The sequence below is a fragment of the Streptomyces sp. NPDC059003 genome (genome assembly GCF_042740445.1).
GTDB lineage: Bacteria > Actinomycetota > Actinomycetes > Streptomycetales > Streptomycetaceae > Streptomyces.
This window is the reverse complement of record NZ_JBHYJH010000005.1, coordinates 15,367-38,898: the sequence shown is the minus strand read 5'-3', so window position 1 is coordinate 38,898 and position 23,532 is coordinate 15,367. Positions and strand designations below refer to the sequence as shown.

Below are 23,532 nucleotides of genomic sequence, written 5' to 3'. Positions count from 1 at the left end.
CCCCTACGTCCTGCGGCCCGCGCCACCGGCGTTCCACCGCACCCAGCCAAGGAGTTGCCCGCGGTGCCCCCAGACGCCCCCGACATCCCCGCGCTCCTGGCCGCCGCCACCCACGCCGGCCAGGGCCTGAACGCGCTCTCTCCCGCCTCCTGCGCGCTCGCGCTCGGCCTCGACGGCCTCACCCTGGGCCTGCTCAACACCTCCGGTCTCGAACTGGTCTGGTACGACGCGGCCGACACCGCCGGGATCGCCTTCGAAGACCTGCAGTACACCCTCGGCCAGGGCCCCACCCTGGACGCCGCCCGCACCGGTGAACCCGTCCTCGTCCCCGACCTGCACACCGTGCCCGAGGACCGCTGGCCCGCCCTGCTGTCCGCCACCCGCGACCAGCCGCCGCGCGCCGTCCACGCCGTCCCCCTGAACCTGGGCGCCGTCCGGCTCGGCGCCCTGACCGGACACCGCAGCACTCCCGGCCCGCTCACCCGCCCTCAGATGAGTGGCCTCCTCGCCCTCGCCGAAGGCGCCACCGCGATGCTCACCACCCCCCAGGGCATCCACGACATGGGCAGCGACCAGCCGCTGTCCCTCCACCGAGCCGTCGTCCACCAGGCCACTGGCGCCCTGACCGTCCTACTCGGCATCCCCCTCGACCAGGCCCTCATCCGCCTTCGCGCCTACGCCTTCACCCACAACCGCCCGCTCCACGACGTCGCCCACGATGTCGTCCACCGGCACGCCGACCTGGACAACCTGCTCCCCTGACAGCTACAGGTGGTGCGGGCCGGCCCCGAAGTTCAACGCACCTTCACCTGATGAGGGAGGCCACCGGATCCGCCGTGTGCAATCACCGCAGGCGGCCGGTCAGGGAGACACCCCGCGGCCCACCCGTCATCAGCGAGACGAATCATCTGCCCGCGCAACTGGACGAGTCCTGCGAGCCAGGCCAGCGGGTTGGACATCCACGTCAGATCCTGCGCTAAGGATCACGGGCCGCTCCTGACGCACGCGTTCCCATATATAGCCGCGGATCCCCGGTTAGCAAAACCGGGGATCCGCCCCGATCCTTGGTGCACACCCACCTCAACGACACCAACGGAGCCCTCATTCACAACGCACCATCCGCGCACTCTCGTTGCCCTACCCGGCGCAGAACTCAAGGCGTCCGGCGATACGCACGACGACCACGAGACGAAGCCCGCCGGGACGCTCCGCTCTTGATCCGCCCCCACGAGCAGTGCTCATCCCGTACACGACGTGCCGCCGCAGGAGTCAGTGCTCACGAGCGCGTCACCCATGAGAGCGTGACGTCTGACACACTGCCAGGAGCAGTTGGCCTCCCGAAAGCGACACCATGGTTCACCTGGCATCCGAGCAGGAACGAGCGTCTAGGCCGTCGTAAAGCGACACGACCTGTGTGGGACACGGGGTCTGCCGCGACTAACGACGATCTCGTGCCGGACGACAGCCTCGCCATCCGGCACCAGAGGATCACCGAGACCGGTCTGGGCTGGGTGGCGGGCTGGAGCGCCGACCTGCACGAAGACGGCTCCACCACGCTCTGGCGCTGCCCGACGCCGCCCGGCGTGCACCAGCCCGGTGACGTGACCGGGTACTGGACCAGTCCCGAGGCCCAGATCCCGCTCGGCCAGACCATGCTCCTGGCCCGGACCGACCTCGTGATCGCCGCGGGCGGACACGGCGGGCTTCCCGCCGGGGAAGACTTCTTGATGGTCAACGGCGTGACCAACCTTGCCGCGGGCGAACTGCTTCCGCACGTTGTCTATTTCTACCGGCAGCACTCCGCCCAGATGACCGCCGGCGGCGCTGTGGCCTACCGCAGTCTTCGGGGTCCTTCGCGCGATTTCGCCTTCCGGCACGGCCGTGCACTCCGCTCCGCGCTGCGGCACGCGCAAACGGGCGGGCAGGAGCTGGTGTCCTGATGGCCTCCGGCGTCACCCAGGCGACCTTGGACTACCTCGCCCGGCGTCTCAACGACGTCGCCGCTCAACTTCCCACCACGCATGCGGATGTGGACGCAGCGGCGCTCACCGACGACATCGCCTTTCTCGCCCATCACCTGACCTACGCCGGCGAACGCGCGCAAGAGCGCTTCGCCGACCCCGAGACGGTCCACCTCCCTGAGCGCCACACTCTGATGCGGCTCGCCGAGGCGATGACCGCGATCACCAGCGCCATGGGGCACCTCACCGAGGCCCTGGACTGCGTGTCGACCGGCTTCTACCGGGAGGCCATTCCCCGGGGTGGAGACCTCGCACCTGCGAGGCGACCCCAAGGCACTGCGGATCATCGCGGCCGAGAAGTGCGGCACAGCCCGGACCCGGCTGCTCGCCACTGCTGCACAGCTCCACACGGAGACCGGTGGCAGAGCCAAACAGCCCCGGCTGGCCACGGCCCCCGTGACACCTCCCCCCGTTCCATCCCCGTCCCCCGCGGTCGCCGTGTCACGGACTGCGCGCTGACCACCTGGACCCATGTCGCTCACACCACCCACGCAAATCATCCTCAGCACCAGCCGCGCCAACGGGCTCGTCGCCATCCCCTACGGCGAGGAGCACCGCCGAGCCACCAGCGCCCTGGAAGAAGCCGGATTCCACCGGATCCCCGGCGGCGCCTTCGCCGCGCCACTGGTCGGCTGGCCGGCCACCCGTCAAATGGCCAGCGCCCTGGTGCACCGCGCCCGCGAGCACGGCGCGACCATCACCACCAGCCCCCGGCCCTACCTCGCGGACTTCGGCGACGACCTCGCCGCCCGGCTGCCGGGAACCTGGAGCGCGCAGCTAGAGCTCTACTACCACCCCGTGGTGCAAGAGGACCTCATCGGCCCGCTGTGGGACAGCGGAGACCTTCTCCAGGCGTTGCTCCACGACCCCGTGCCCGCCGCGGTTGTCCTCAAGAACGTGATGGGTACCGAGCTTCTGCTGATTGAACGCCCCGGGCACAGCAGCGGATACCTCCTGGGCGCCTTCGCGACCGAGGAGTACGACGACAACTGGGAGGAGCCGAATGCGCCCCGCAGCATGGTGCTGCCCGGCGACCCGGACCTCGCAGCTCGCGCCGTCGCCACCTCGTTCCTGCCCGCCTACAGCCGGGCCCTGCACCAGCGTCGGCTCGACACGGTCCTGCGCGCGCTGGAGCGCATCCGGGCCGAGTACGAGACCCTGCAGGCCATCAAGGCGTCCGGCCGCTACAGCGACGGCGTACCGCTCGCCGACGCCCGGATGATTCCCGAGATGGAGCGCACGTTCGCCGACTTCGCCTGGCTCTCCTTCCGCGACGTCCTTGAGCACGCTCCCGTCCTGCTCAGCCGGTGCCGCCCTGCCATGACCCCCTGGCCCCAGGACGCCGCCGCGCTGGAGCGTCTGCGCACAGCGCTCGCCGACAGCCAGGACACGCGGGACGAGGACAAGGCCCTGAGCGGCGTCCTGTTCTCCGTCGACGGGTGGAAACAGGCCCGCAGCCGCTTCGGGCTCGCCGCCCTGCCCGCGATCGAGACCTGGCTCGCCGACAGCGAGGCGTTCGACCGCCAGGCCCGCGCCGCCGTCCCGGGCGGACCGGTGGCGCTGGCCGCGCCGAGCCCGCGCTTGCTCACCGCCCGCCCTGCACCCCACGCCTTGCCCCGGTCTTCCGCGGCGCACCGCTGACCCCGCAGAAAGGATCCGCCTTCTGTCCGACCACTTCCACTTCGCTGTCCACCCCGAACACGGCTTCGTCGCCGCCCCCACCGCCGCGGTCACCCCGCACCTGGCCGAGTGGTTCCTCACCCGCGAGCAGTTCGAGCCCGTCCCCGACCTGCCGGGCTTGTACCGGCTCACCCAGCCGGAACAGGACGGCCAGCGCCGCACCCGCCAGGCCGTACAGGACCTGCGCCGACACGGCTTCGCCGTGCAGGCCGACTACTCGCTCGACCCCGCGATCACCCCCGCGCCCGCCCGCCCGTACGTACGCAACGGGCTGCTCGAGCGACGCCAGCGCATCGCCCAGGCCGCCGCGGCCACCTCGCCGCAGCGCGCCCCCGCGCTGTCCACCGCCCCAGCGCAGCCCTCGGCGCAACCGGCCGCGGTCCCCGTCGCCGGACCTACCCACGGCGTCGGGCCGGGCAGGGGACGGTGAGCATGAGCACCGAGCCCATCCGCATCGCCCGCAAACGCGGCGGCGAGGTCGAAGTCGAAGGCCCCGTGGACGAGTTCGCCGCCCAGATCCTCGACCGCGCGGGGTTCATCTTTCGCCCGACCCTGCGCGGCGTGTGGATCCGGCTGCACTTCGACACCGGCCAGGAGCGCGAGAACCAGAAGGCCACCCAGGCCGCCCAGATGCTCAGCGCCGCGGGCTACCAGGTCGACCTCGATCCGAACCTGCTCCCCGCCGCCGGGCACCGCGCGCCGGTGAACTGGTGGCCACCGCGCACCGGAGCCGCGATGACGCCGCAGCCCGCGTCCAACTCCACGCAGCGGCACCGACGCTGAACCCTGACGACACAAGGCACCATGACCCCATCCGCCAAGATCACGCTGTACCTCAGCACCCGCGACAAGATCATCGCCCTGGCGAGCGGGACCGGCCGCAGGTGGGCCGAGACCGCCCTCGACCTGTCTGGCTTCACCCAGAACCACGATCAGATCCACACCCTGGCGCTCGATGACCAGGCCCAGGCGCGCCAAGCCCTCACGCATCTCCACCAGGCCGCCCGCGACTGCCAGGTGACCGTGACCACTCACCCCCGCCCCTACCTCGGCGACATCGCCGAGGCGATCGTGGCCGCGCTGCCCGGCCACTGGATGGCAGCCGTCGAACCCTTGCGAGAGCAGCAGGACCAGTACTACCTGCGGGACTACTTGTGGGAGACCGGCGCGCTCTACGGTCTCTTGGAGAAAGGCGGGTTGGGCTTCGCGGCGATCCTCCGTGACGGCGGCGGCACCGAGCTGCTGCTCGCCGAACGGCCCTCGGACGGCTCGTACGTCGTCGGCGCCCTGACCCCGAGCCCTGACTACGTCCGCGTGACAGGTCTTGCTCCGCGCAGCGTCATCGCGTCCGACGCCCGCCTCGCCGCCCGGTTCATCCAGACACGCCTGCTGCCCGACTACGAGCGGGCCGTCTATCTCTCACGGCTCGACGAAGCAGAGGAGGACCTGCGCTGGGCGCAGGAGGGCGAGCCCGGGACGTACGACACCGTGGACCTGGAGGCGGCGCTCTACAGGTTCCGCACACACGCCACCGCGTTCATCGCCACCCTGCGCGCCAACACGCCGCTCTCGACCGAGCAGGCCACCTTCCTCGATCGCATGGAAGACGGCCTGAGTCTCGACGAACTGGAGGACCCGGATCCCGAGGCCCTCGCCGATGCGGGAGCGCTGTGGCTCATCGACGGCGAGGAGCTGATCGAGATGGCCCACGCCGCCACACCCCCTGCACCCATCACCCCGGCAACGCCCAAGGCGCTGACCGCAGCCACGCTGCCCCCGCCAGCAGTAGCCACCGCCCACGGCGTGCGCCGCTGAACCCCACACGCCGCCACCGCGCCCCCTGTCCCGGAGCACCTCATCACCGACACCCCCACCGCCGATCTCGGCACTGCCCTCGACGAACTGCATACCTTTCAAACGCAGTTCGCGATGATCCACAGCCGCTACGAGCGCGCCTGGTCCCACGCAGCCGACGCTGCAGACGCCTCGCACGCCGCAGCAGTCATTGCGCGCGGCAGGCGCCAGGACGGCGCCGAGGCGTTCGAGCGCCACGTACTGCCACACACGAACACGCTGCTGGCCGCCGCGCGGAGCGCCGTGGACGCCATGCCGCCGGCCCGCCACCATGCGGCCTGGCGCGAGCTGATCGACGACATGGCCCACGCCGCCGACCAGATCCACCGCATCCGTTCCACGCCCGCCGACCAGGACGAGCCCGATGCTTCCCGCGTCCGTCACCTCCAGTTGTGGCCCTACGTGCTGGCCTGGGCCGAGAGGTCCTTCATCATCGGTGACCTCGCCGGACAGCACCGCCCCGTCGCCCCGCCCCTGGCCGGCGAAGAACTTCAGCTCTGGCAGGACCGTGCGCAAGCAGCGTGGCGGCGCGGCGACTTGGACACGACCGATGTCTGGTACAGCGCCGGCAACGAGCTGATCACGCTGGCGTATCTCGTCGAGCAAGGCGAGCAGACGGTGGTGGTCCTGGCGGGCGAACTCGGCAGCGAGCAGATGCGGGTCCTCGGCCACTACGACACCGTGAACAAGGCCATCGAAGCAGCCCCGCCCGCAGTACCCGCAGGGGTCCTGCACCCGGACATCGCTCCCTTCACACCCCAGGCTCCCGCAGCCGAGGCCCCGGTTGCGAAGCTGGTCCGGCAGGTCGACGAGGCGCGGCACACCGGGGACGTCTACATGGCCCTGCTCGACGCCGTCGACGACTCCGGCTTCTCCCGCGGTCCACTGCCCCGCCTGACCGAACTCCTGGACCGGGCCGCGAAGTTCGCCGACGCGCTGGAGACGAAGCAAGGCCAGCACTCCGCCGCCCGCCTCTCCGTGCTCGCGCGGCAACTGGGCGCGCTGACGGAGGAGATCGAGTCCGCCGCGGAGAGCCTCGGGGCCGGCGTCCTGCCACCCCACCGCACTCCACGCCCCGTCTTCCACGTCCTCCCCACGCCCCCGGCACCGCCGACCACACCGCCCGCCGGACCGGCCGCGCCCCCAGCGCCTGGCCCTGCCCGCCGCCGCTAGAACTCCGGCCCCGGGGTGCCTCACCCCAGAAAGCACGCGTTGACCTCCACCACCGGCTCCGGCCCACTGCTCGCACAACGCCACGTCGCCCGCCTGCTGTTCGGCACGCTGATCGGGAGACTGCCTAACGGCATGGCTCCCGTCGCGATCCTCCTCCTCGTCGCCGACCAGGGCGGATCGCTGAAGACGGGCGGCCTGCTGTGTGCGCTGTACGGGCTGGCCTCTGCCCTCGGGCAGCCGGTCCTGGGCCGGATGGTCGACCGGCGCGGACAGACCCTGGTCACCGCGACGGCGGTCCTGCTCACCACCGTCTGCCTGCTGGCCCTGCCGGTGGTCGAGGTCGCCGCCCGGCCCGGCCTGGCCGCCGCTCTTGTCGCGCTCGCCGGGCTGAGCACCCCGCCGCTGGAAGCAGGACTGCGGGCCCTGTGGCCCGTAGTCCTGCCCGACGAGGCGCGGCGCCGGGCCGCGCTCGCGCTCGACACCGGCGCCCAGGGACTGATCTACGTCACCGGGCCCCCGCTGGTCGCCGTGCTGTCCACGACGGCGGGACCGCGCACCGCGATGGTGGTGAGCGCCGCGCTCGGACTGCTCGGCGCCGCCGTGGTGCTCAGCGCCGCGCCCTCGCGCCGCTGGCGCCCGGCCCTCGCACCCCAGCGCACTGGGACGCTCGGGCCCCTCACGCACGCGGGGCTGCGGTGGCTGTTCGTCGCAGTGAGCGGCGTCGGTTTCGCCCTGGGAGCGATGAACGTGTGGGCCGTCGCCCTCGCCGACCAGCTCCGGATGGACCTGTTGTCCGGGCTCATCCCCGCCGCGCTGTCCACCGGCAGCCTCGTCGGCGGCTTCCTGTACGGACGGCGCACCTGGCCCGGCACGCTCACCGCGCAACTTCTCTCGGCGGCCCTGCTGTTCGCCGTCGGATGGCTCCCGCTGATGACCGCCACCGGGCCCATCTCGGCCATCGTGCTGACGGCAGTACCGGGTCTGCTGCTCACCGCCGTGATCACCTCGGCATTCCTGACGGTTGACGCCCTCGCCCCGCCCGGCACCACCACCGAGGCGTACGCCTGGCTGATCGCCGCCGTCGGCACCGGCCAGGCCGCCGGGACCGCCCTGTCCGGCGCGCTCGCCGAGCACCCCCTGATCAGCCCGGCTCTTCCCGCCGCCGGCGCCGTGCTCACCCTCACCGTCCTGCTCGCCGCACGCCGCCATCTCGCCGTCCTCGGCGCCACCGCTCGCCGCCGGGGCAGGCACCGCCGCACACCGGCTCACGCCGCCCGCTGAACACCCGTTACCTACAAGGAGATCCGCCTTGCCCGAACCACCAGCAGAACCGTTCATGCCTATCCGGCACACCATCACCGGCGAGATCACCACCACCGGCTACAACGCCGCCGCCCGGAGGATCCTGCTCCAGGACGGCTTCGAAGAGACGCCCAGCTGCGCCTGCCGGGCGACGGAACCCGGTACGGAGCGGACGCACGGGCCTGCTCGGCAGCCAGCGAGCTGCCCGTCGCCGGCCATCGGGTGCACCTGGACCGAGCCCTCGGTCGGCCGGTGAGCGCCCACGGTACGCCCCAGTTGGCCCGGTCTCCGATGTCGGCGCCGTCCGTGATCCGCTCCGAGAGCGGCTGGCCTCTCCAGCGCATCGCCAACCCCGCCCGCACCCGCGCCTGTTGAAAGGGGCCTCGTTTTGACCACACCCGGAACGCCTACCAGGCCAGCGCGCACCAAGGGCGGCGAACTACGGGCCAAGGTGGCCCGGCTGCTGGCCGACCGGCCGGCGGACACGCTCACCATCGGGGACATGGCCAGGCAGCTGGGCCACTCCCACGGCGCCGTCCGCAACGCCGCCCTCACCCTGGTGCGACGCGGCGAGGCCGACCAAAGCGGAACCGGGCAACCGGAGTTCCGCGCGAACGCGAAAACCGCCGCCGCCGCGCAGACCGTTGTGATCAGCCCACCGGGCACCCACGCTCCCCGCGCTCAGGCGGCCACGGCCCGCACGAGCGTTCCCGCAGCAGCCACGCCCAGGCAGACCGGCCCGATCCGCCGCGCGGGGGGCCAGCTCTACCACCCTCGGGAGCTGGCTGATCTGCCCGACGTCGAGGCGTTGAATCGCTTGCGCGACGCCGACGTGCCGGTGCTGCTCTACGGCCCTCCGGGCACCGGCAAGACGAGTCTGGTCGAGGCGGCGTTCCCGGACCTGGTCACCGTCGCCGGTGACGGCGACACCACGGTCGGCGACTTGATCGGCGAGTACACACAGGACGACGCGGGAGCCTACGTCTTCCAGTACGGTCCGCTGGTCACCGCGATGACCGAGGGCCGCGCCCTGCTGATCGACGATGCCACCTTGATCTCACCGAAGGTGCTGGCGGCGCTGTATCCCGCGATGGACGGGCGCAGGCAGATCCAGGTCAAGGCCCACAAGGGCGAGACCATCAAGGCCGAGCCGGGCTTCTACGTGGTGGCGGGCCACAATCCCGGCGTCCACGGCGCGGTGTTGACGGAGGCGCTCGCGAGCCGGTTCAGCGTGCAGATCCAGATCGGCACGGACTATGACCTCGCCCTGGCCTTGAGGATCGATGCCCGGGTGGTCCGGGTCGCCCGGCACCTCGCCCACCAGGTCGAACTCGGCGAGCTGGGCTGGGCCCCCCAACTGCGGGAACTGCTCAGCTACCAGAAGACGGAGGCCGTCCTTGGCACCAAGGCCGCGCTCGCGAACCTGGTCGGCATCGCTCCTGTGGAGGATCGCGACGCCGTCGCCGCTGCCGTCATCAAGGCTGTCGGCGTCAAGGAGGTCGCGCCCCTCACCCTGGGCAAGCAGCTCTCCGCCTCGGCCGCCCGGCAGCCCCCGGGCAGCACCGGCTCCGCGCACCGGGGCCGCTCGCGATGAGCGCCCACCACCACGTCCAGTCCCCCGCCACCACGCCGGACGACGACGCCGACCTCGCGCGCTGGGACGACGACGGCGCCCCGCCCGCGCAGCCCCGTTCCTCCCCGGCCGCGTGGCTGCGCGTGGGAGCCGAACTCGGCGATCGGCTGGTCGACCTCTCCGGCCGCCAGGACCTCCTCGTCACCTGCCGCCCCGGCACGCGCAGCGGCGCGCCGGCCGCGTTCTTCCCCACGCTGGGCGAGGTCGAGTTCGACGCCGGCCTGTTCGCCCCGCTGAAGCCCCACGAGATCCATCCGCGGATCGTGGGCGACGAGGATCGGTATCCCGCCGCCTGGGGAGTGTTCGTCCACGAGGCCGCGCACGCGGCCCACTCCGTCTGGACGGCGCCTGCCGGAGCGGACCCCCGTGTCGTCGAGGCCGCGCTCCTGCTGGAGGAGAGCCGCGTCGAAGGCGCGCATCTGATCACGCGGCCCACGGACCGCACGTACCTGCGCACCAGTGCCCGAACCCTGGTCATGCCCGACATCGCGCACCCCACCCTCCAGGGCATCGAGCAGGCCGCCGCCGTGGCGGCTCTGATCCTCGGCCGCCGTGACGTCGGCATCCTGGACGCCGGCGAGACCCGGGCCGTCGCCGATCTGTGCGAAAAGGTGCTGGGCGCGCCCCTGCTGGCCACACTCACCCGCATCTGGAGCGCAGCGCACCAGTGCGCCGACCACGACGCCACGACCATGCTCGCCCACTCGAAGGAATGGTGCGACGCTCTGGACGCCGCGGCCCCCGCCCTGCCCGTACCGGAGAACCTCACCGATCTGCTGTCCGGCGCCGTGGGCGTCGTCATGGACCACGCGGCAGCCACCGACGCCGCCGACCTCGCGGCACAGGCCGCAGCGACCAACGCCACGGCCGCGAAGTCCAAAGCGCAGGCTCAGGACCGCGCCCAGCGGGCCGACCAGCGACGCAGAGCCGCCGCCACCGCCAAGTCGGTCTTCAACACCCGTGGCACCACCGTCAACCCCGACGGCACACCAGCGCCCTACGGCAACCCGGTCACCGGCACCCGCAGGCCCACCGCCGCCGAGCAGAGTGCCGCCGCGCGCCTGAGCCGCGCCCTGCGTGCCGCCGCCTACCGCGAGCGGACCGAGGAGCGGACCACCAGCCCCACCCCGCCCGGCCGCCTCAACATGCGCGCGGCCCTCGCCCGCGACGCTCAGCGCGCGGCCGGATCGGTCCCCACCGCAGAACCGTTCACCCACACCCGCCGCCGGAACTCCCCCACCCCACCGCTGCGTGTGGGGATCGCCGTCGACGTCTCCGGCTCCATGCGGGCCGCCTGCGCGCCCGTCGCCTCCGCTGCCTGGATCGTGGCACGCGCAGCAGCCCTGACCGACCCCGACTCCCGCACCGCCACCATCGCCTATGACCAGCACCTGACCGCATTGACCCGACCCACCCACCGCGCACCAGAGCGCGTGACGACGTTCGATGCCAACGGCGGCCACCACAACCTCGGCGACGCCATCGACGCACTCGACCACGGCCTCGAACTCAGCCGCCCCGGCGCCGGCCGCCTCCTCGTGATCGTCACCGACGCCCACTACGGCAGCGACGAAACCGCTCAAGCCGTCACCCGCGTCAAGCAGCTCACGACCGCCGGCTGCGCCGTACTCCAACTCACCCTCACCGCGAAGTCCCAGCACTTGCCGGGGACCACCTTGCTGCACCTGCCCCGGCCCTCCAGCGCTCCCGCCGCCATCGCCAAGGCGGCCACAGACGCCATCCGCAGGACCCGCTGAGACGACGCAGAAGACAGAAAGCAGGAACAACCACATGGCAGTCCGCACATCATTCGAAGTTGTCCACAGCTGTGGACACACCCAGCTGCACGATCTGTCCGACCGGCCCGCCGACAAGCGGGCCTCCTTCGCCCGCTGGCTCGCCTCCAAGGACTGCACCGACTGCTGGAAGGCCGCCCGCGACAACGACAGCGCCAGCAAGGAGGAGTGGCTCGCCGCCCGTCGCGCCGCCGAACAGCAGGCCGCTGCCGACTGGGCCACCCAGTTCGAGATGCCCCCGCTCGAAGGCCCCGAGAAGGCCCTGGACTGGGGCGAACGCTCCCGCCACCAGCTGGTCACCGCCGCCTACACCGCCCTGGTCACCGAAGGCACCTGGGACGAGGCGGACTGGGCCGCACTCGAGGAGAAGATCCGCACGATCAGCCGCGCCGGGTGGTGGATCGACCAAAGGGACGCCGAAGGAACCGACCTTCCCGAGCTTCTCGACGCCGCCACCGAGGCCGACCTCGGCACCGAGAACCCGTTCCGCTGAGGGTCCGGGCGAAAGCTGCGGGCCGGACCGCGCGACGCGTTATACCCCACGATCCCCGGTTAGCAAAACCGGGGATCGTCCGGACCATTGTCCTTCCACCGCCGCCCGTGCCGTTCGTGGAAGGACCCCTTTCGTGCCCCAAGCCGCCCGCCCGCCGTACGTTCCCGAAGACATCCTCACGCCCAAGAGGGACATGACCCACGGCCACTTCCGGCCCGGCGACCAGGTCGTCATCCTCAAGGGCGTCGCCGGCGGGGAGCTGTGGGGGGATGCCATGACGGTGGTGGCCCCGTCCTGGCACACGCCCACCGAGGAGGACGGATGGCGACTGCGCGACCCCAACGGAGGGCAGCAGACCTTCGTCACCGCCCACCCCCGCTACCTGGTCCACCTCTCGCGGCGCTGCCCCGACTGCCTCATCTACCTGCGCGCCCTGGAGGACTACCTGATACCGAAGTTCGCCGACGCGGGCACCGTGATCGACTGCGGCTGGTACTCCACCACCGCGCTGAACCAGCTGGTGCACATCGCCGACCGTGGGAACGGCCAGTGATCGCCCACGTCTTGGAGGCGGAACACTTCCCCTCCATCCCCCTCTCCGCCGCTCTGGGCCGCCCCGTTGCCGAACAGGACGTACTGGGCGAGGTGGTGGTGGCCCACTCGCACAGCGAGCACAGCTACGCCCAGGGCAGTCCGCAGGAGTGGATGTTCGCCGACTGGGAGGACCATCTCCTGGAACCGGTCAGCCTCCACCCCTACGCTGCCGGGCCAGGCGCCAACGACCCCGAAATCTTCCACCTGGCAGTCCGGCTGCATCCCACGGACCGGGCCCTGCACCCGCCGGAGTGGGCGGAGATCGCGCAGCGGCTGGCCCGCGTCACCGGCCTCACCGTTCCGGGGGCCGGGCAAACGTGCCGCTGGGTGGCTCTCCAGGCGCAGCCAGGCCGCCTCGACATCATCGCCAACCTCATTCGCAGCGACGGCGTTTGGGCCCGCCAGCCCCACCTGCTGCACCAGGCTCTCATGGACGAGTGCCGGCGCATCGAGGACGATCTCGACCTCGTCCCGGCGCAGCCCCGGCAGGGGCGTCCGCTCACCGCGATGCTGCCCGCAGCGCGCCCCGCGCTGCCACGAGCATCGGAGGACCAGTCCCCGCCCTTCGTCGCCGCCCAGCTCGCCACGCTCATGTGCCAGCTCGCCGACGAGACCAACGGGCCGATCGCCTCGGTGCGCGGCCGGGTGGAGGAGGCCGCGCACCCCCGGGAGGAGCGTGCCCCCCCCAACCGGCCCGACGCGGGGCACCGGTTGGAGTGGATCGCCCGGCGTCTGTACGGCATCCAGCAGGACCTGGAAGCGATAGCAGCGGATCTGCCCGGCGCCAACCAGCGCGCCGCCCTGGCCACCCATGTGCCGGCCGCTCCGCGCCCGGCGCCCGCGCGCCGCTCCCGCTGAACACCCCGAGAAAGTTTTGCCCTTGGCCATTGCCGACCGCTATCTGACCCTGCAACGCGACGTGCACTCCGGCGAAGTCCTGGCTCGCGGAGGCGACCCGGAAGCTCACAGCATCCTGGAGCGCACCGGCTTCGTTCCCGTCGTCCGTGTGCACGAGCGCTATCACCGGCTGCCCACCGGCCTCGACGAGGCCGAGGAGGAACGTTTGGCCACCCGGGCCGTGGCACGGCTGCGCGCCGTCAAGTACGACGTCGACTGCGATGCGGCGTTCGAGACCGAACGTCGCGAGGCGCAGTACCTCCCGATCGGCGCCGTGGTCGCCCACCAGGCCGAACGCATCCGCCAGGCGACCACCACCGAGGAGGTCGCGGACGCGCTGACCGAACTCACCGCCGCCCACGACGGTGTCCTGGCCGCCCTCGACGACGTCCTCACGGCGACGATCGAGTTCCACCTGGGCCTGGGCGGAGCAGCCGACATCGCCACCGCCGGGCGTCTGCGCTACCTCGTCGAAGGCCGCCTGGACGTCATCCGCTCCGACCTTGCCGGGGTGCGCGCCGACCTCGCCGACCGGCACGAACCGCACCCGCAGCGCAGCGTGTGCAGCGCCGAAGTCGGCCCCACCGAGCGCGAAGCCTCCGCCGTCTGCGGCTGCCCGCCCCCGCCCCGGACCACCACCACGCCCAGCCCGCCGCCCACTGCCCCGGCGCCCGCCGGACGGCGGCGCTGACCCCCATCCCCGAGGAACCCATGCACGACCACGAATCCGCCCCCGATATCGCGTCCTTCGCCATCGCCCTCGCCGACGAACTCCCCGGCAACTGGACCAGTGAGCACCAGATACACGCGCACTACCCCGACCAGTTCGCCCGCGCCGAACACGTCTGGGACATGGACCTGGTCGCCCACGCGATTGCCGAGCACGTTCTGGACCAGGACGCGGTCCTCACCCGCGACGATGGCTCCCGCCTGTATGTCATCGCGCGCCCCCGAAGCGGCGAGGAGTTCCTCGTCGGCGCCATCGCCCCGGCCGACCTCCCCGCGGACGCCTTCCACGCCGTACGCGAGCCCGACGGCATCGCCGTCCCCGACGACCCGGTCCAAGCCGCCGCGGACATCACCACCGACCTGCTGCCCCGCTACGACAAGGCCCTCGCCCAGGTCCGCGACAACGCCGCCCGCCTCACCCCGGCCGCGCCCCCGGAACTCGTGGTGATCACCTTGAGCGGCCGGGACTTCCACGTCACCAAGCCCGACCGGGCCGACGCCGCCCAGATCCTCACCGCCAACGGCTGCGTCTACGACACGGAGAGGGACATCTTCGTGCTGCCCGGCGAGGACACCACCGCACAGTCACAGGCCATCCAGCAGGCAGCAGCGCAGCTGGACCGGCTCGGTATCGGTGTCAGCGTGCGGCTCCCGCAGGCCAAGCCCGCCCTGGGCACCGCCCCTGTCGCGGCACCGACCAAGTCGCCCGCCCGGCGGCGATAGCCCCCAGAAGAAGGGAGAAGCCCCGCCTGTGGGCAACAGAGCCGACGACGAAGGCACCGACGTCGAGATCTACCGAAAGCCCCTGACCGACACGATCTATGCCGAGACCCCCACCGGTGCGCCCGAGCAGCTCCTGGCCCTGCTCGACGCGCTTGGCCTGGAACGCAAGACCACGGTGACGGCCGGACCCGTCTACACCTGGCACGAAGTCCCCGGCCATCTCAGCGAGGCCGAGCAGAAGAAGGCCGCCACCCGGGCCCTCCCCTCTCTGCTCCTGGCCGGATATGTCGTCAACATCCCCGACGAACTCTTCGACCCCACCGCCTACCAGGAAGCGGTCGCGGACATCCGCAATCACCGCCACCCCACCGCCGCACAGCCAGCCAGCACCCGGCCCGCGGCCAAGGCCCCCAGCCGCACCACTCCTGCCCGGCGGTGAACCACCACGCCCCGGAGCCCCCACCCATGACGCTCGCCGACGAGCACGACGTCGACGTACTGATCTACCACCGCGACGGCACCATCTACGTCGACAGCCGCACCGGCGCCCCCGAACACCTCCTGGCGCTGCTCGACGGCCTCGGCCTCGACCGCCACTGCGCACCCGAGGAAGACGACGAGTGGCATCAAGTCCCCGAGCACTGGGACGAGATCGCCATGAAGCAGATGGCCGACCGCGCCGTCCCCCTGCTGACCGGTGCCGGATACCGGATCTCCATCGACACCGTCTTCGGCGGCACCGCCTACCAAGCCGCCCGCGCCGCGACACGGCCGTCGCCACCGGCCCCAGCCCCTGCGACACGACCCGCCGCAGGACGCCGCCGCTCCCGTCGATCCCCCTGACCACCCTCTTCGGCCGGCCCCTGCATAGGGGCCGGCCCCGCCGCCCGAGAGAGACCGCACATCCCCACACCCGACCACACGCCCCCGCCCATCACTGCCACGCGAAAGCCGCGCCTGGCCGCAGCCCTGTTCCGCCACTACCTGCGCGCCGTCGCCGTCGGCAGCACGGAGCGCCCGATCCCCCTGGCCGGCGCCCGGCCAGAAGCCACCCTCAGCGAAGCCCGCCGCCTCGGCCGACGCGGCTGACCGCCCCTCTCCCTTGCCCCAGGAGGCCCATGACCGACCCGTCCAACTCCCCCGTACACCTCGCTAGAGACATCGCCTTCCGCTTGAGGGTCCTGGACGAATACCTCACCGAGGCCACACCGAGCCAGGCTGCCGAGATCCTCAGCGAGGTCTTCGACCTCGAAGACGGACTCGTGACCGGGGTGACCCACCTGGTGGAGACCGGCTCCCGGTTCGCCCAGGGCCAGGCCCACCGCGGCATGCTCCCGCCCGAGGTGTGGCTCGCGATGGGCCGGTCCGCCAACGAACTGCACCGCGTCGGCACGGATCTTGACGAGCACACCGACGCCATCAAGCAGCTCGGGACACCCCCGGCCACGGCACGCACCACACCGCCCAAGCCCGTCGCCTCCGCCATGGTCGTCAGGAGGAGCCGGTGAAGAAGCAGCAGTGGACCGGCTGGGGCCCCGGAGCCCAGCAGGCCGAACAGCACTACCTGGTCGAGCCCCGCTACCTCGCCGGCGGCGGCGACATCCGCTACGTCAGCGAGTTCCTGCGCGCCTCCGGCTGGCACGACAAGTCCAAGACCGGCGGGCCGCTGGTCTTCGACAGCCCCGACAAGTCCGTCCGCATCGGATACGACCCCTTCACCCAGCCCGGCGGATGGACGATCTCCGGGAAGGCCGCCCCCGGCCAGGAAGCCTGGCACGCCACGTTCACCCGCCAGGTGCCCGTGGAGATCGTCGCCGGGTTCACCGACGCGCTCACCCGCCCCCGCTCCGCGCACGCGCCCAACGTGTGGGCGCCCCTGCAGGAGCAGCGCTGGAAGACCGAGCAGGGCCAGCACTTCACCGCCATGAGCCCCGACGGCGGCGCCTGGATGCAGTTCCACCAGTCCAAGCCCGGCGAGGCACTGTGGTGGGCCGGGGCCCGCAATGAGCACGGACGCGTCTGGGACGCCAGTTTCACCAGCAGCACACCGATGCACCTCATCCAGGCATTCAGCACCGCGCTGTCCGACCCGCAGCAGGTCATCCGTCCGCGTGGACATGTACCGCCGTCCACCCGCATCCGCACCACGTCCGTGTCGGTGCGGCCGGACGAGATGTCCGCCTGGCAGCAGACCCGCATCCGCGCTGCCCGCGCCGCCACCTGGGCCCGCAACTCCTGGGCTTCCACCCGGCCCCGACGCCAGACGCCCACCGCCGGTCCGTACGCGCAGGCAGGCTCCCGAGCCCGCCGCTGACCGGCCCCTGGCCCTCCGGCCGCCCCTGTCCTCGCACTGAAAGCACCCCGACTTGCCCCACCACGCATCCGATGCCCCCACCCCCGGCCAGATCCATCAGGCCACGAGCACCCTCGCCGATTTCGCGGCCTACCTCCGTACGCATCCCCCGCTGCACGACGTACTGCCGCTGCTCGCGCCGCTGCTCGACGAGGACGACGGCGTCCCGATCCAGCTCGGCAACATCCTGCGCTGCAGCGAACACCTCATCGGCCAGCAGGCCGCGTTCCCCCTGAGCGACGAACTCCGTCTGAGCACGGAAGCCTTCCGCGAAGCCGCCCAGGAGGCCACGGACTGGCATGTTCTGCACTGGGACGTCCAGCGGCTGCGCAAGCAGACCGGCGCCCCGGAGCGATGAACGATCCCTACCTGCCCACCCGGGCCAACTCCCCGCACGACATCATCTGGTTCGAGACCCAGCCCCGCCATCTCGCCGGACGCGGCGATCCGCGGCACATCACCCAGGCACTGCGGGCCGCGGGCTGGGCGAACCGCTCCGACCCGGCCTTCCCCCACGTCCTGCTGGTCGGCCCCGACTACCGGCACACCGTGGTGCTGGAGCCCGACCCCGAACCGTACGGGGCATGGTGGCGCGTCCGTGGCCAGGAAGCAGACGGCCGGCGCTGGTACAGCGAGTTCGGCGCGAACACCCCCGTGGAGATCCTCGCCCACCTCACCGACGCGCTGCTCGGGCCCGCCCCGAAGCAGGCTCCGCCGATCTGGTCGCCGCTGACCGCGGCGGGCTGGTCCTACGAGCGCGACGACCGCGGCAATGAGATCGCCCGCCACCCCGACGGCATCCTCAGCCTGGAGCGGTGGGCCGTCGAGCCGTACGAGTCCTTCCACTGGCGGGCCCAGGCCGCCGTGCCCAACGGCGGCGGGGGTTTCAGCCGCATCTGGCACGCCTACCTCGACGACCAGATGCCGCCCCACCTGATCGCCGCGTTCACCAGCGCGCTGGCCAGCGACGAGCCCGTCCAGCGCGGCATGTACGACGTGCCGCACACCCACCTGGTCACCCAGGAACAGCGCGGCCCGCAGGGCGAGGAGCTCGCCGCCGCGCACGAGGCCCGGCTGAAAGCCGTCCGCGCAGCCGCCCGGAAGGCCCGCCGCACCGCCGCGCTGGCCACGCACGGCGGCCCGCCTCCCGCTGCGGTTCCCTCTGCCGCTGCCCGGGGCCGGTGAACACAGCCAGGCAGCCCCACCCGCCCGGCTCCCCTGCCCCTGGGCCCGCGCGATTCCCCCAGGACCCCGCCTTGCCCACGTACACACCGCCCGCACACGCCCACCAGCTCTACCTGAACCAACTCGCCCGGTACCTCCGCGACAGCAAGCTGATCCACGCCCGGTGGACTACCTACTCACACGAGCACTGCGACCCCGACACGGGCCGGCCCGACGACGAAGTCGCCTACGCCCGCCGGCAGGCCCAACGGGATTCGGACCTCCTGTCCGCCTTCGGCACGGTGTACTACCACGCCGACACCCTGGTGGATGCCGCGCAGCAGCAACTCGACCAGCTGCCCGACTCCGAGCAGACGCGGCACTTCGCCGGGCAGCTTGGACAGCTGCGCACCAGCACCCAGCAGCTGTACGCCGTGCACCGCCGTTGGATCGACCGTCGCGACGCCCTGCCGGACGGCACCGGGGGCACGGCGCACGAAGCGCTGCTCGCTGAGTCCTACGCCGAAGCCCGGCCCCATCTCGACCGATGGGCTGACCACGGCCAGGCCGTCCTCGACATCAACGCCTTGGCCCGCGAGCAGCTCGGCCCCCAGGCCGCACCGCTCGCTGCCACGCGCGAGGACCAGCTGAAGGCCACTCCCGCCACTCCCCCGCCAGCGCCCCGCGCCGGCCGGATCCGCTGACCGAGCCGGGCGGCACGTCCGCCCGGCTCACCGCCCCCTATCCGTCTTCCGTCTGAGAGCGCTCTTGTCCCCACCTGCCCAAACGCCCGATGCGATCCACCGCCAGCGGCTGCAGCAGCTCGCCGCCTTCCTGCGCGAAAGCGAGCAGATCCTCGCCGACTTCGACGCCTGGCGCGAGGAGCACAGTGACCCTGACGGCTGGCCCCTCGACGACGCCGAGCACAGCCGCCGCGCCGTCAAACGCGACGCGGACACCTGGCGGTCCTTCAACCGCGTCCGCTCCTTCGCCAAGGAACTGCTGGCCACCGCCGAAGTGCAGGTGCAGCACCTCAACCCCGCGCACCTTCAGTCCCGCTGGCCCTGGCAGCTGGGCGTTCTCGACTACGCCCTCAAGCAGCTCGGCACGCTGCAGCACGAATGGCTCGAAGCCCGCGATGCGCTGCCCTTGAACGCCCGGCCGGGCAGCTTCGCGTACGACGACGCGCTCGCCGAACGCAACGAGGAAGCCTGGTCCTACCTCGACGACTGGTCCAGCCACGGCAAGGCCCTCCTCGAAATCCAGGCCGCCGCCCAGGACCTCCCGCCTCGCTCACCGGCTCTGACCTCAGCCACAACACACGCACGCCCGGCAGCTCTCAGCACGCCGCCGTCCTACGTCGTCCGGAGGTGACCGGCGTGCCGCACGACATCGACGTGGTCCTGGTCGCCCCCCGCTACCTCGCCGGCCCCGGCGACCCCACCTGGGTCACCGTCCCGCTGCACCGCGCCTGCCACTGGAGCACCGCCGAGGACCCGCTCGTGCCCCGGGTCATCCTGACCAGCCCCGACCAGCTCGCCCAGCTGCGCATCGCCCCCGACCCCGACCCGGCCGAGCCGTGGTGGACCCTGCGCCACGCGCACCACGGTGACCAGCGGGCCTGGTCGATGACCTTCGACGCCCACACTCCGGTCGAGATCATCGCTGAGGTCACCGATGCCCTCACCGCCCCCGTCCCACCGCCGACAGCGTCCGGCGACCCGTACGCGGTGCTGCGCGCCGCAGGCTGGCATGCGCCCCGCCGCCACGGCGGTCTCATCTCCCCCGAGGGCATGGCCGCACCCGACGGCCTGGCCCGCGTCGATCGGACTGTCCACGAGGACGGCCGCACCGCCAGCTGGATCGTCGAGACCTCCGTCCATCAGCTCCCCGCGGTCTGGCGCGCGTACGTGGACGGCGACACCCCGCCGTACCTCGTCTCGGCGCTCTTCGGCGCACTGGCCGACGAGACGCCCCTGGTCCGCGAACCGCACCGCGTCCCCCACCTGGCTTCCACCCAAGGGCGCACCAGCTCCGGCCGGGTCAGCGCGGACACCCTCGCCTTCGCGCTGGAACGCCGCACCGCCTCCCTCGCCAAGCGGCGCACCCCGCCGCCACCGGCCGCTGCGCCCGCCCCGCCGAACGTGCCCACCCCCCGTCGGCCCCGCTGACCCCGCCAGCACCCAACTCCCCTTCTGGAACCGCCCTCTTGCCCCAGCCCTCCTCCACCAAGTCCACCGACGCGACCGACATCGCCTTCAAGATCCTTCTTGGGGCCATCGCCGTCGGCGTCCCCCTGTCCAATCTCGCCTGGCTCGGCGGCCAGATCACCGCCTGGACCACCGGCTCCGAGCCCTGCGCCCCCTACCAGCCCGTTCAAGCCCTACTGCACCCCGAGCAGCTCTGGCCGGACCTGGGAGAAACGTCCCTCCTGATCGGCACGCGCATTCTGCCCGGCGCCATGCTGCTCGCCCTCGGTATCACCGCCGCCGTGCTCTACAAACGGCACAAGGGCACCAGCAGCGGGCGCAAGAAGCGCATCGACGGCATGGCCAAGCACACGGACATCGCGCCGCTGATGTCCAAGGCCATCACCTCCAAAGCCCGCTCGCTGCGCCCGAGCCTGAAGGACGCCAAGCACATCGACGCCCGTGACACAGGCATCCTCCTCGGCAACCTCCAGGGCACGAAGTACGAGGTGCGCATGGGGTACGAGGACGTCGCGGTCGCGATCATGGCGCCGCGCTCCGGCAAGACCACGTCCCTGGCGATCCCCTCCATCCTGAATGCGCCCGGCCCGGTCCTGCTGACCTCCAACAAGGCGGCGGGCGATGCCTTTACCGCCACGCTCGACGCACGGGCAGCCGTCGGCCGGACCTGGTCGATGGACCCGCAGCAGATCGCCCACGCCCAGCGCGAGATGTGGTGGAACCCCCTGGCCACCGCCAAGACTCTCGACGGGGCGGGCCGCCTGGCCGGCCACTTCCTCGCCGCCAGCGTGGACGCCTCCCAGCAGGGCGACTTCTGGTCCAAGGCCGGATCCAACATCCTCTCCCAGCTGTTCCTCGCCGCCGCCCTCGACGAGCGCCCGATCACCGACGTGATGCAGTGGCTGGCCTTCCCCGCCGACCGCACGCCACTGGACATCCTGCGCGACCACGGCTTCACCGCCGTCGCCTCCCAGCTCAAGGGCACCGTCGAAGGCCCGCCCGAAACCCGCGACGGTATCTACGAGACCGCGAGGCAGTACGCCGCCGCGCTGCTGAACTCGGAGATCGCCGCGTGGGTGACCCCGCAGAAGGACGTCGAGGAGTTCCGCCCGGAGGAGTTCGTCACCTCGACCGACACCCTGTACCTGCTGTCCAAGGACGGCGGCGGCGGAGCCAGCGCCCTGATCGCCGCGTGCGCGGACTCCGTGATGCGGGCCGCGACCGCGCAGGCCGAGCGGGCCGGCGGGCGCCTGGACCCGCCGATGCTCGCGATCCTGGATGAGGCCGCGAACGTGTGCAAGATCAGTGACCTCCCGGACCTGTACTCCCACCTCGGCAGCCGCGGGATCATCCCCATCACGATCCTGCAGAGCTACCGCCAGGGCCAGAAGGTCTGGGGGGACGCCGGCATGGACGCCATGTGGTCCGCCTCCACGATCAAGGTGATCGGCTCCGGCATCGACGACCCGGACTTCGCCGACAAGCTCTCCCGACTGATCGGCGACCACGACGTGGAGACCACCTCCACCTCGCACTCGGAATCCGGCAAGAGCACCTCGGTGTCGATGCGGCAGGAACGCATCCTGGCCGCCGACGCCATCCGCGCCCTGCCCAAGGGCACCGCCCTGTGCTTCGCCACCGGCATGCGCGCAGCCATGCTCGACCTGCGCCCCTGGTACCTCGAGCCCGGCGCCGACGAACTGTCCGCCGCCTCCGCACGCGCCTCAAAGGGCATCACCGACCGGGCCGTCGCCAAGGCCGCCCCCAAGCAGTCCGACTTCGACACCGCCGCGTAGACCTCGCCCTTCTCCCTCAACCGCTCGGCTTCACGTGCCGTCCATCCCGATCTGCGCACCGCCCGTCAGCACACCTGGAACCGCCTATGCCACAGATCCACGACGTCCCCGACGACTGGAACCCCCGCCATCGCTGCTGCCTGGAGTGCGGCAACAGTGACCCCGAGGTCACGCTGCGGGCCATCACCCACCCCGCAACGAACCAGCAGGCCCTCGCCTGCACCAGACACATCGCGGAGGTCGACGCCGTCCTCGATTCCTTCGCGTCCGCGCCGCAACCTCCGGCGGAACCGCCGCTGCTCACCACCGCGCCGGCGCCGTCCGCCGCATCCGCCCCTCGACACCGCTCCCGGACATGACCGAGCCACCCGCCGACGCGCTGCTGTTCGAGGTGCCCCCACCGCCGACACCCGTCGAGCGTCTGCTCGCCCTCGCCGACCACTACACCCAGCACAACGACATGCTCGACCTGCTGCTCGCCGCCAGCGCCGAGCCCGATCCGGCGACACACGTCGCTGCCGCGCAGAACCTGGCCGCTGAGACCCTCGCGGTCATCCAGGCCATTCACGAGGAACGGCTCTATGAGAGCGCCGAGTTGTCCGACGCCGTCGTCCGGCTCAAACAGCTCGCCTACCTGAGCACGGCCTCCGCCGACCATGGCCCCCAGTTGGCCCGCGAGCTGACCGCTCTGGCCCCCGAAGCCGTCCTGGACAGCGCGACGCGCGTGGCCGGGGAGATACGGCGAAGGCGCTTGAGGAACGCCCCACCGCCCGAGGAATCGTTCTCCGCCGCGCAGCACACGGCTCTGCACGAGATCGCCCGCGGCCACGTCGTGGTCACTGGCTCGGCCGACCGGCAGTACGTCCATCACCGCACGGCACGCGTGCTGATCAGCACGCTGCGGTCCCTGGAAGCCAAGGACCTCATCGCTCGCAAGGCCAACTCCGCAGCGCCCGCCTATATCGGGGGGCCGCCCCAGGACCGCGTGCGCCTCACCCCCACCGGAGCCACGGTCCTCGCCACCGTCCTCACCCTGCCCCCGGCCGCCCCGCCGGGCCCCGCGCCCCGCCCCGTGACCAGCACGCAGACGGCCGCCCGAAGCCGCTGACCCCCT

Annotated in this window: 28 protein-coding genes; all 28 read left to right on the top strand. The window is 71.9% G+C overall.

Features of this window, described 5'->3' with window-relative positions:
- Positions 1–63: 63 nt before the first annotated feature.
- The 28 genes from ACFWZ5_RS04320 (at position 64) to ACFWZ5_RS04185 (ending at position 23,526) form a co-directional block, all read left to right on the top strand.
- A complete protein-coding gene (locus tag ACFWZ5_RS04320) occupies positions 64–762 on the top strand; it encodes a GAF and ANTAR domain-containing protein (RefSeq protein WP_384890189.1) in 699 nt (232 codons plus the stop codon).
- Between the two features lie 689 nt (positions 763–1,451).
- Positions 1,452–1,940: a hypothetical protein gene (locus ACFWZ5_RS04315; RefSeq protein ID WP_384890188.1), complete on the top strand. Its 489-nt coding sequence runs from the start codon at positions 1,452–1,454 to the stop codon at positions 1,938–1,940.
- 552 nt (positions 1,941–2,492) lie between these two features.
- Positions 2,493–3,662: a hypothetical protein gene (locus ACFWZ5_RS04310; protein ID WP_384890186.1), complete on the top strand. Its 1,170-nt coding sequence runs from the start codon at positions 2,493–2,495 to the stop codon at positions 3,660–3,662.
- Positions 3,663–3,819: 157 nt separating this feature from the next.
- Entirely contained in the window at positions 3,820–4,131 is a 312-nt protein-coding gene (locus ACFWZ5_RS04305; RefSeq protein WP_384890184.1) for a hypothetical protein, read from the top strand.
- A 2-nt stretch (positions 4,132–4,133) separates the two neighbouring features.
- On the top strand, positions 4,134–4,484 hold the full coding sequence (locus tag ACFWZ5_RS04300; RefSeq protein ID WP_384890182.1) for a hypothetical protein: 351 nt from the start codon (positions 4,134–4,136) through the stop codon (positions 4,482–4,484).
- Positions 4,485–4,505: 21 nt separating this feature from the next.
- Entirely contained in the window at positions 4,506–5,516 is a 1,011-nt protein-coding gene (locus ACFWZ5_RS04295; protein ID WP_384890180.1) for a hypothetical protein, read from the top strand.
- 114 nt (positions 5,517–5,630) lie between these two features.
- Positions 5,631–6,728 (top strand): hypothetical protein, encoded by a 1,098-nt coding sequence (locus tag ACFWZ5_RS04290; protein WP_384890178.1) that lies wholly within the window; start codon positions 5,631–5,633, stop codon positions 6,726–6,728.
- A gap of 39 nt (positions 6,729–6,767) precedes the next feature.
- The gene (locus ACFWZ5_RS04285; protein ID WP_384890176.1) at positions 6,768–8,009 is read left to right on the top strand and encodes an MFS transporter; all 1,242 of its coding nucleotides are present in this window, start codon (positions 6,768–6,770) and stop codon (positions 8,007–8,009) included.
- A 55-nt stretch (positions 8,010–8,064) separates the two neighbouring features.
- Positions 8,065–8,286, top strand: a complete 222-nt coding sequence (locus ACFWZ5_RS04280) for a hypothetical protein (RefSeq protein ID WP_384890175.1) — start codon at positions 8,065–8,067, stop codon at positions 8,284–8,286.
- A 195-nt stretch (positions 8,287–8,481) separates the two neighbouring features.
- Complete coding sequence (locus ACFWZ5_RS04275; protein ID WP_384890442.1) at positions 8,482–9,624, top strand: AAA family ATPase; 1,143 nt, start codon at positions 8,482–8,484, stop codon at positions 9,622–9,624.
- The gene (locus ACFWZ5_RS04270; RefSeq protein ID WP_384890173.1) at positions 9,621–11,420 is read left to right on the top strand and encodes a hypothetical protein; all 1,800 of its coding nucleotides are present in this window, start codon (positions 9,621–9,623) and stop codon (positions 11,418–11,420) included. Before ACFWZ5_RS04275 ends, ACFWZ5_RS04270 begins: the two co-directional genes overlap by 4 nt.
- A 34-nt stretch (positions 11,421–11,454) precedes the next feature.
- On the top strand, positions 11,455–11,952 hold the full coding sequence (locus tag ACFWZ5_RS04265) for a hypothetical protein (protein WP_384890171.1): 498 nt from the start codon (positions 11,455–11,457) through the stop codon (positions 11,950–11,952).
- 193 nt (positions 11,953–12,145) lie between these two features.
- Positions 12,146–12,505 carry a hypothetical protein gene (locus tag ACFWZ5_RS04260; protein ID WP_384890440.1) on the top strand — a complete coding sequence of 120 codons (360 nt, stop codon included), beginning with the start codon at positions 12,146–12,148 and terminating at the stop codon, positions 12,503–12,505.
- Positions 12,502–13,404, top strand: coding sequence for a relaxase/mobilization nuclease (locus ACFWZ5_RS04255; RefSeq protein ID WP_384890169.1), 903 nt, complete (start codon positions 12,502–12,504; stop codon positions 13,402–13,404). The genes ACFWZ5_RS04260 and ACFWZ5_RS04255 overlap by 4 nt, the downstream gene beginning before the upstream one ends.
- Positions 13,405–13,426: 22 nt before the next feature.
- Positions 13,427–14,134, top strand: coding sequence for a hypothetical protein (locus tag ACFWZ5_RS04250; protein WP_384890167.1), 708 nt, complete (start codon positions 13,427–13,429; stop codon positions 14,132–14,134).
- 20 nt (positions 14,135–14,154) lie between these two features.
- On the top strand, positions 14,155–14,895 hold the full coding sequence (locus tag ACFWZ5_RS04245; RefSeq protein ID WP_384890165.1) for a hypothetical protein: 741 nt from the start codon (positions 14,155–14,157) through the stop codon (positions 14,893–14,895).
- A 28-nt stretch (positions 14,896–14,923) separates the two neighbouring features.
- A complete protein-coding gene (locus ACFWZ5_RS04240; protein ID WP_384890164.1) occupies positions 14,924–15,334 on the top strand; it encodes a hypothetical protein in 411 nt (136 codons plus the stop codon).
- A 26-nt stretch (positions 15,335–15,360) separates the two neighbouring features.
- A complete protein-coding gene (locus tag ACFWZ5_RS04235; protein ID WP_384890162.1) occupies positions 15,361–15,738 on the top strand; it encodes a hypothetical protein in 378 nt (125 codons plus the stop codon).
- 275 nt (positions 15,739–16,013) lie between these two features.
- On the top strand, positions 16,014–16,403 hold the full coding sequence (locus ACFWZ5_RS04230) for a hypothetical protein (protein ID WP_384890161.1): 390 nt from the start codon (positions 16,014–16,016) through the stop codon (positions 16,401–16,403).
- Positions 16,400–17,209, top strand: a complete 810-nt coding sequence (locus tag ACFWZ5_RS04225) for a DUF317 domain-containing protein (protein WP_384890159.1) — start codon at positions 16,400–16,402, stop codon at positions 17,207–17,209. The genes ACFWZ5_RS04230 and ACFWZ5_RS04225 overlap by 4 nt, the downstream gene beginning before the upstream one ends.
- 52 nt (positions 17,210–17,261) lie before the next feature.
- A complete protein-coding gene (locus ACFWZ5_RS04220; RefSeq protein WP_384890157.1) occupies positions 17,262–17,606 on the top strand; it encodes a hypothetical protein in 345 nt (114 codons plus the stop codon).
- Positions 17,603–18,433 (top strand): DUF317 domain-containing protein, encoded by an 831-nt coding sequence (locus ACFWZ5_RS04215; protein ID WP_384890156.1) that lies wholly within the window; start codon positions 17,603–17,605, stop codon positions 18,431–18,433. Before ACFWZ5_RS04220 ends, ACFWZ5_RS04215 begins: the two co-directional genes overlap by 4 nt.
- Positions 18,434–18,504: 71 nt before the next feature.
- Complete coding sequence (locus tag ACFWZ5_RS04210) at positions 18,505–19,116, top strand: hypothetical protein (RefSeq protein ID WP_384890154.1); 612 nt, start codon at positions 18,505–18,507, stop codon at positions 19,114–19,116.
- Between the two features lie 64 nt (positions 19,117–19,180).
- Complete coding sequence (locus ACFWZ5_RS04205; RefSeq protein ID WP_384890152.1) at positions 19,181–19,786, top strand: hypothetical protein; 606 nt, start codon at positions 19,181–19,183, stop codon at positions 19,784–19,786.
- Between the two features lie 5 nt (positions 19,787–19,791).
- Positions 19,792–20,583 carry a DUF317 domain-containing protein gene (locus tag ACFWZ5_RS04200; RefSeq protein WP_384890150.1) on the top strand — a complete coding sequence of 264 codons (792 nt, stop codon included), beginning with the start codon at positions 19,792–19,794 and terminating at the stop codon, positions 20,581–20,583.
- 38 nt (positions 20,584–20,621) lie between these two features.
- Entirely contained in the window at positions 20,622–22,418 is a 1,797-nt protein-coding gene (locus tag ACFWZ5_RS04195) for a TraM recognition domain-containing protein (protein WP_384890148.1), read from the top strand.
- A gap of 86 nt (positions 22,419–22,504) precedes the next feature.
- Entirely contained in the window at positions 22,505–22,777 is a 273-nt protein-coding gene (locus ACFWZ5_RS04190) for a hypothetical protein (protein ID WP_384890146.1), read from the top strand.
- Entirely contained in the window at positions 22,774–23,526 is a 753-nt protein-coding gene (locus ACFWZ5_RS04185) for a hypothetical protein (protein ID WP_384890144.1), read from the top strand. The genes ACFWZ5_RS04190 and ACFWZ5_RS04185 overlap by 4 nt, the downstream gene beginning before the upstream one ends.
- Positions 23,527–23,532 lie beyond the last annotated feature (6 nt).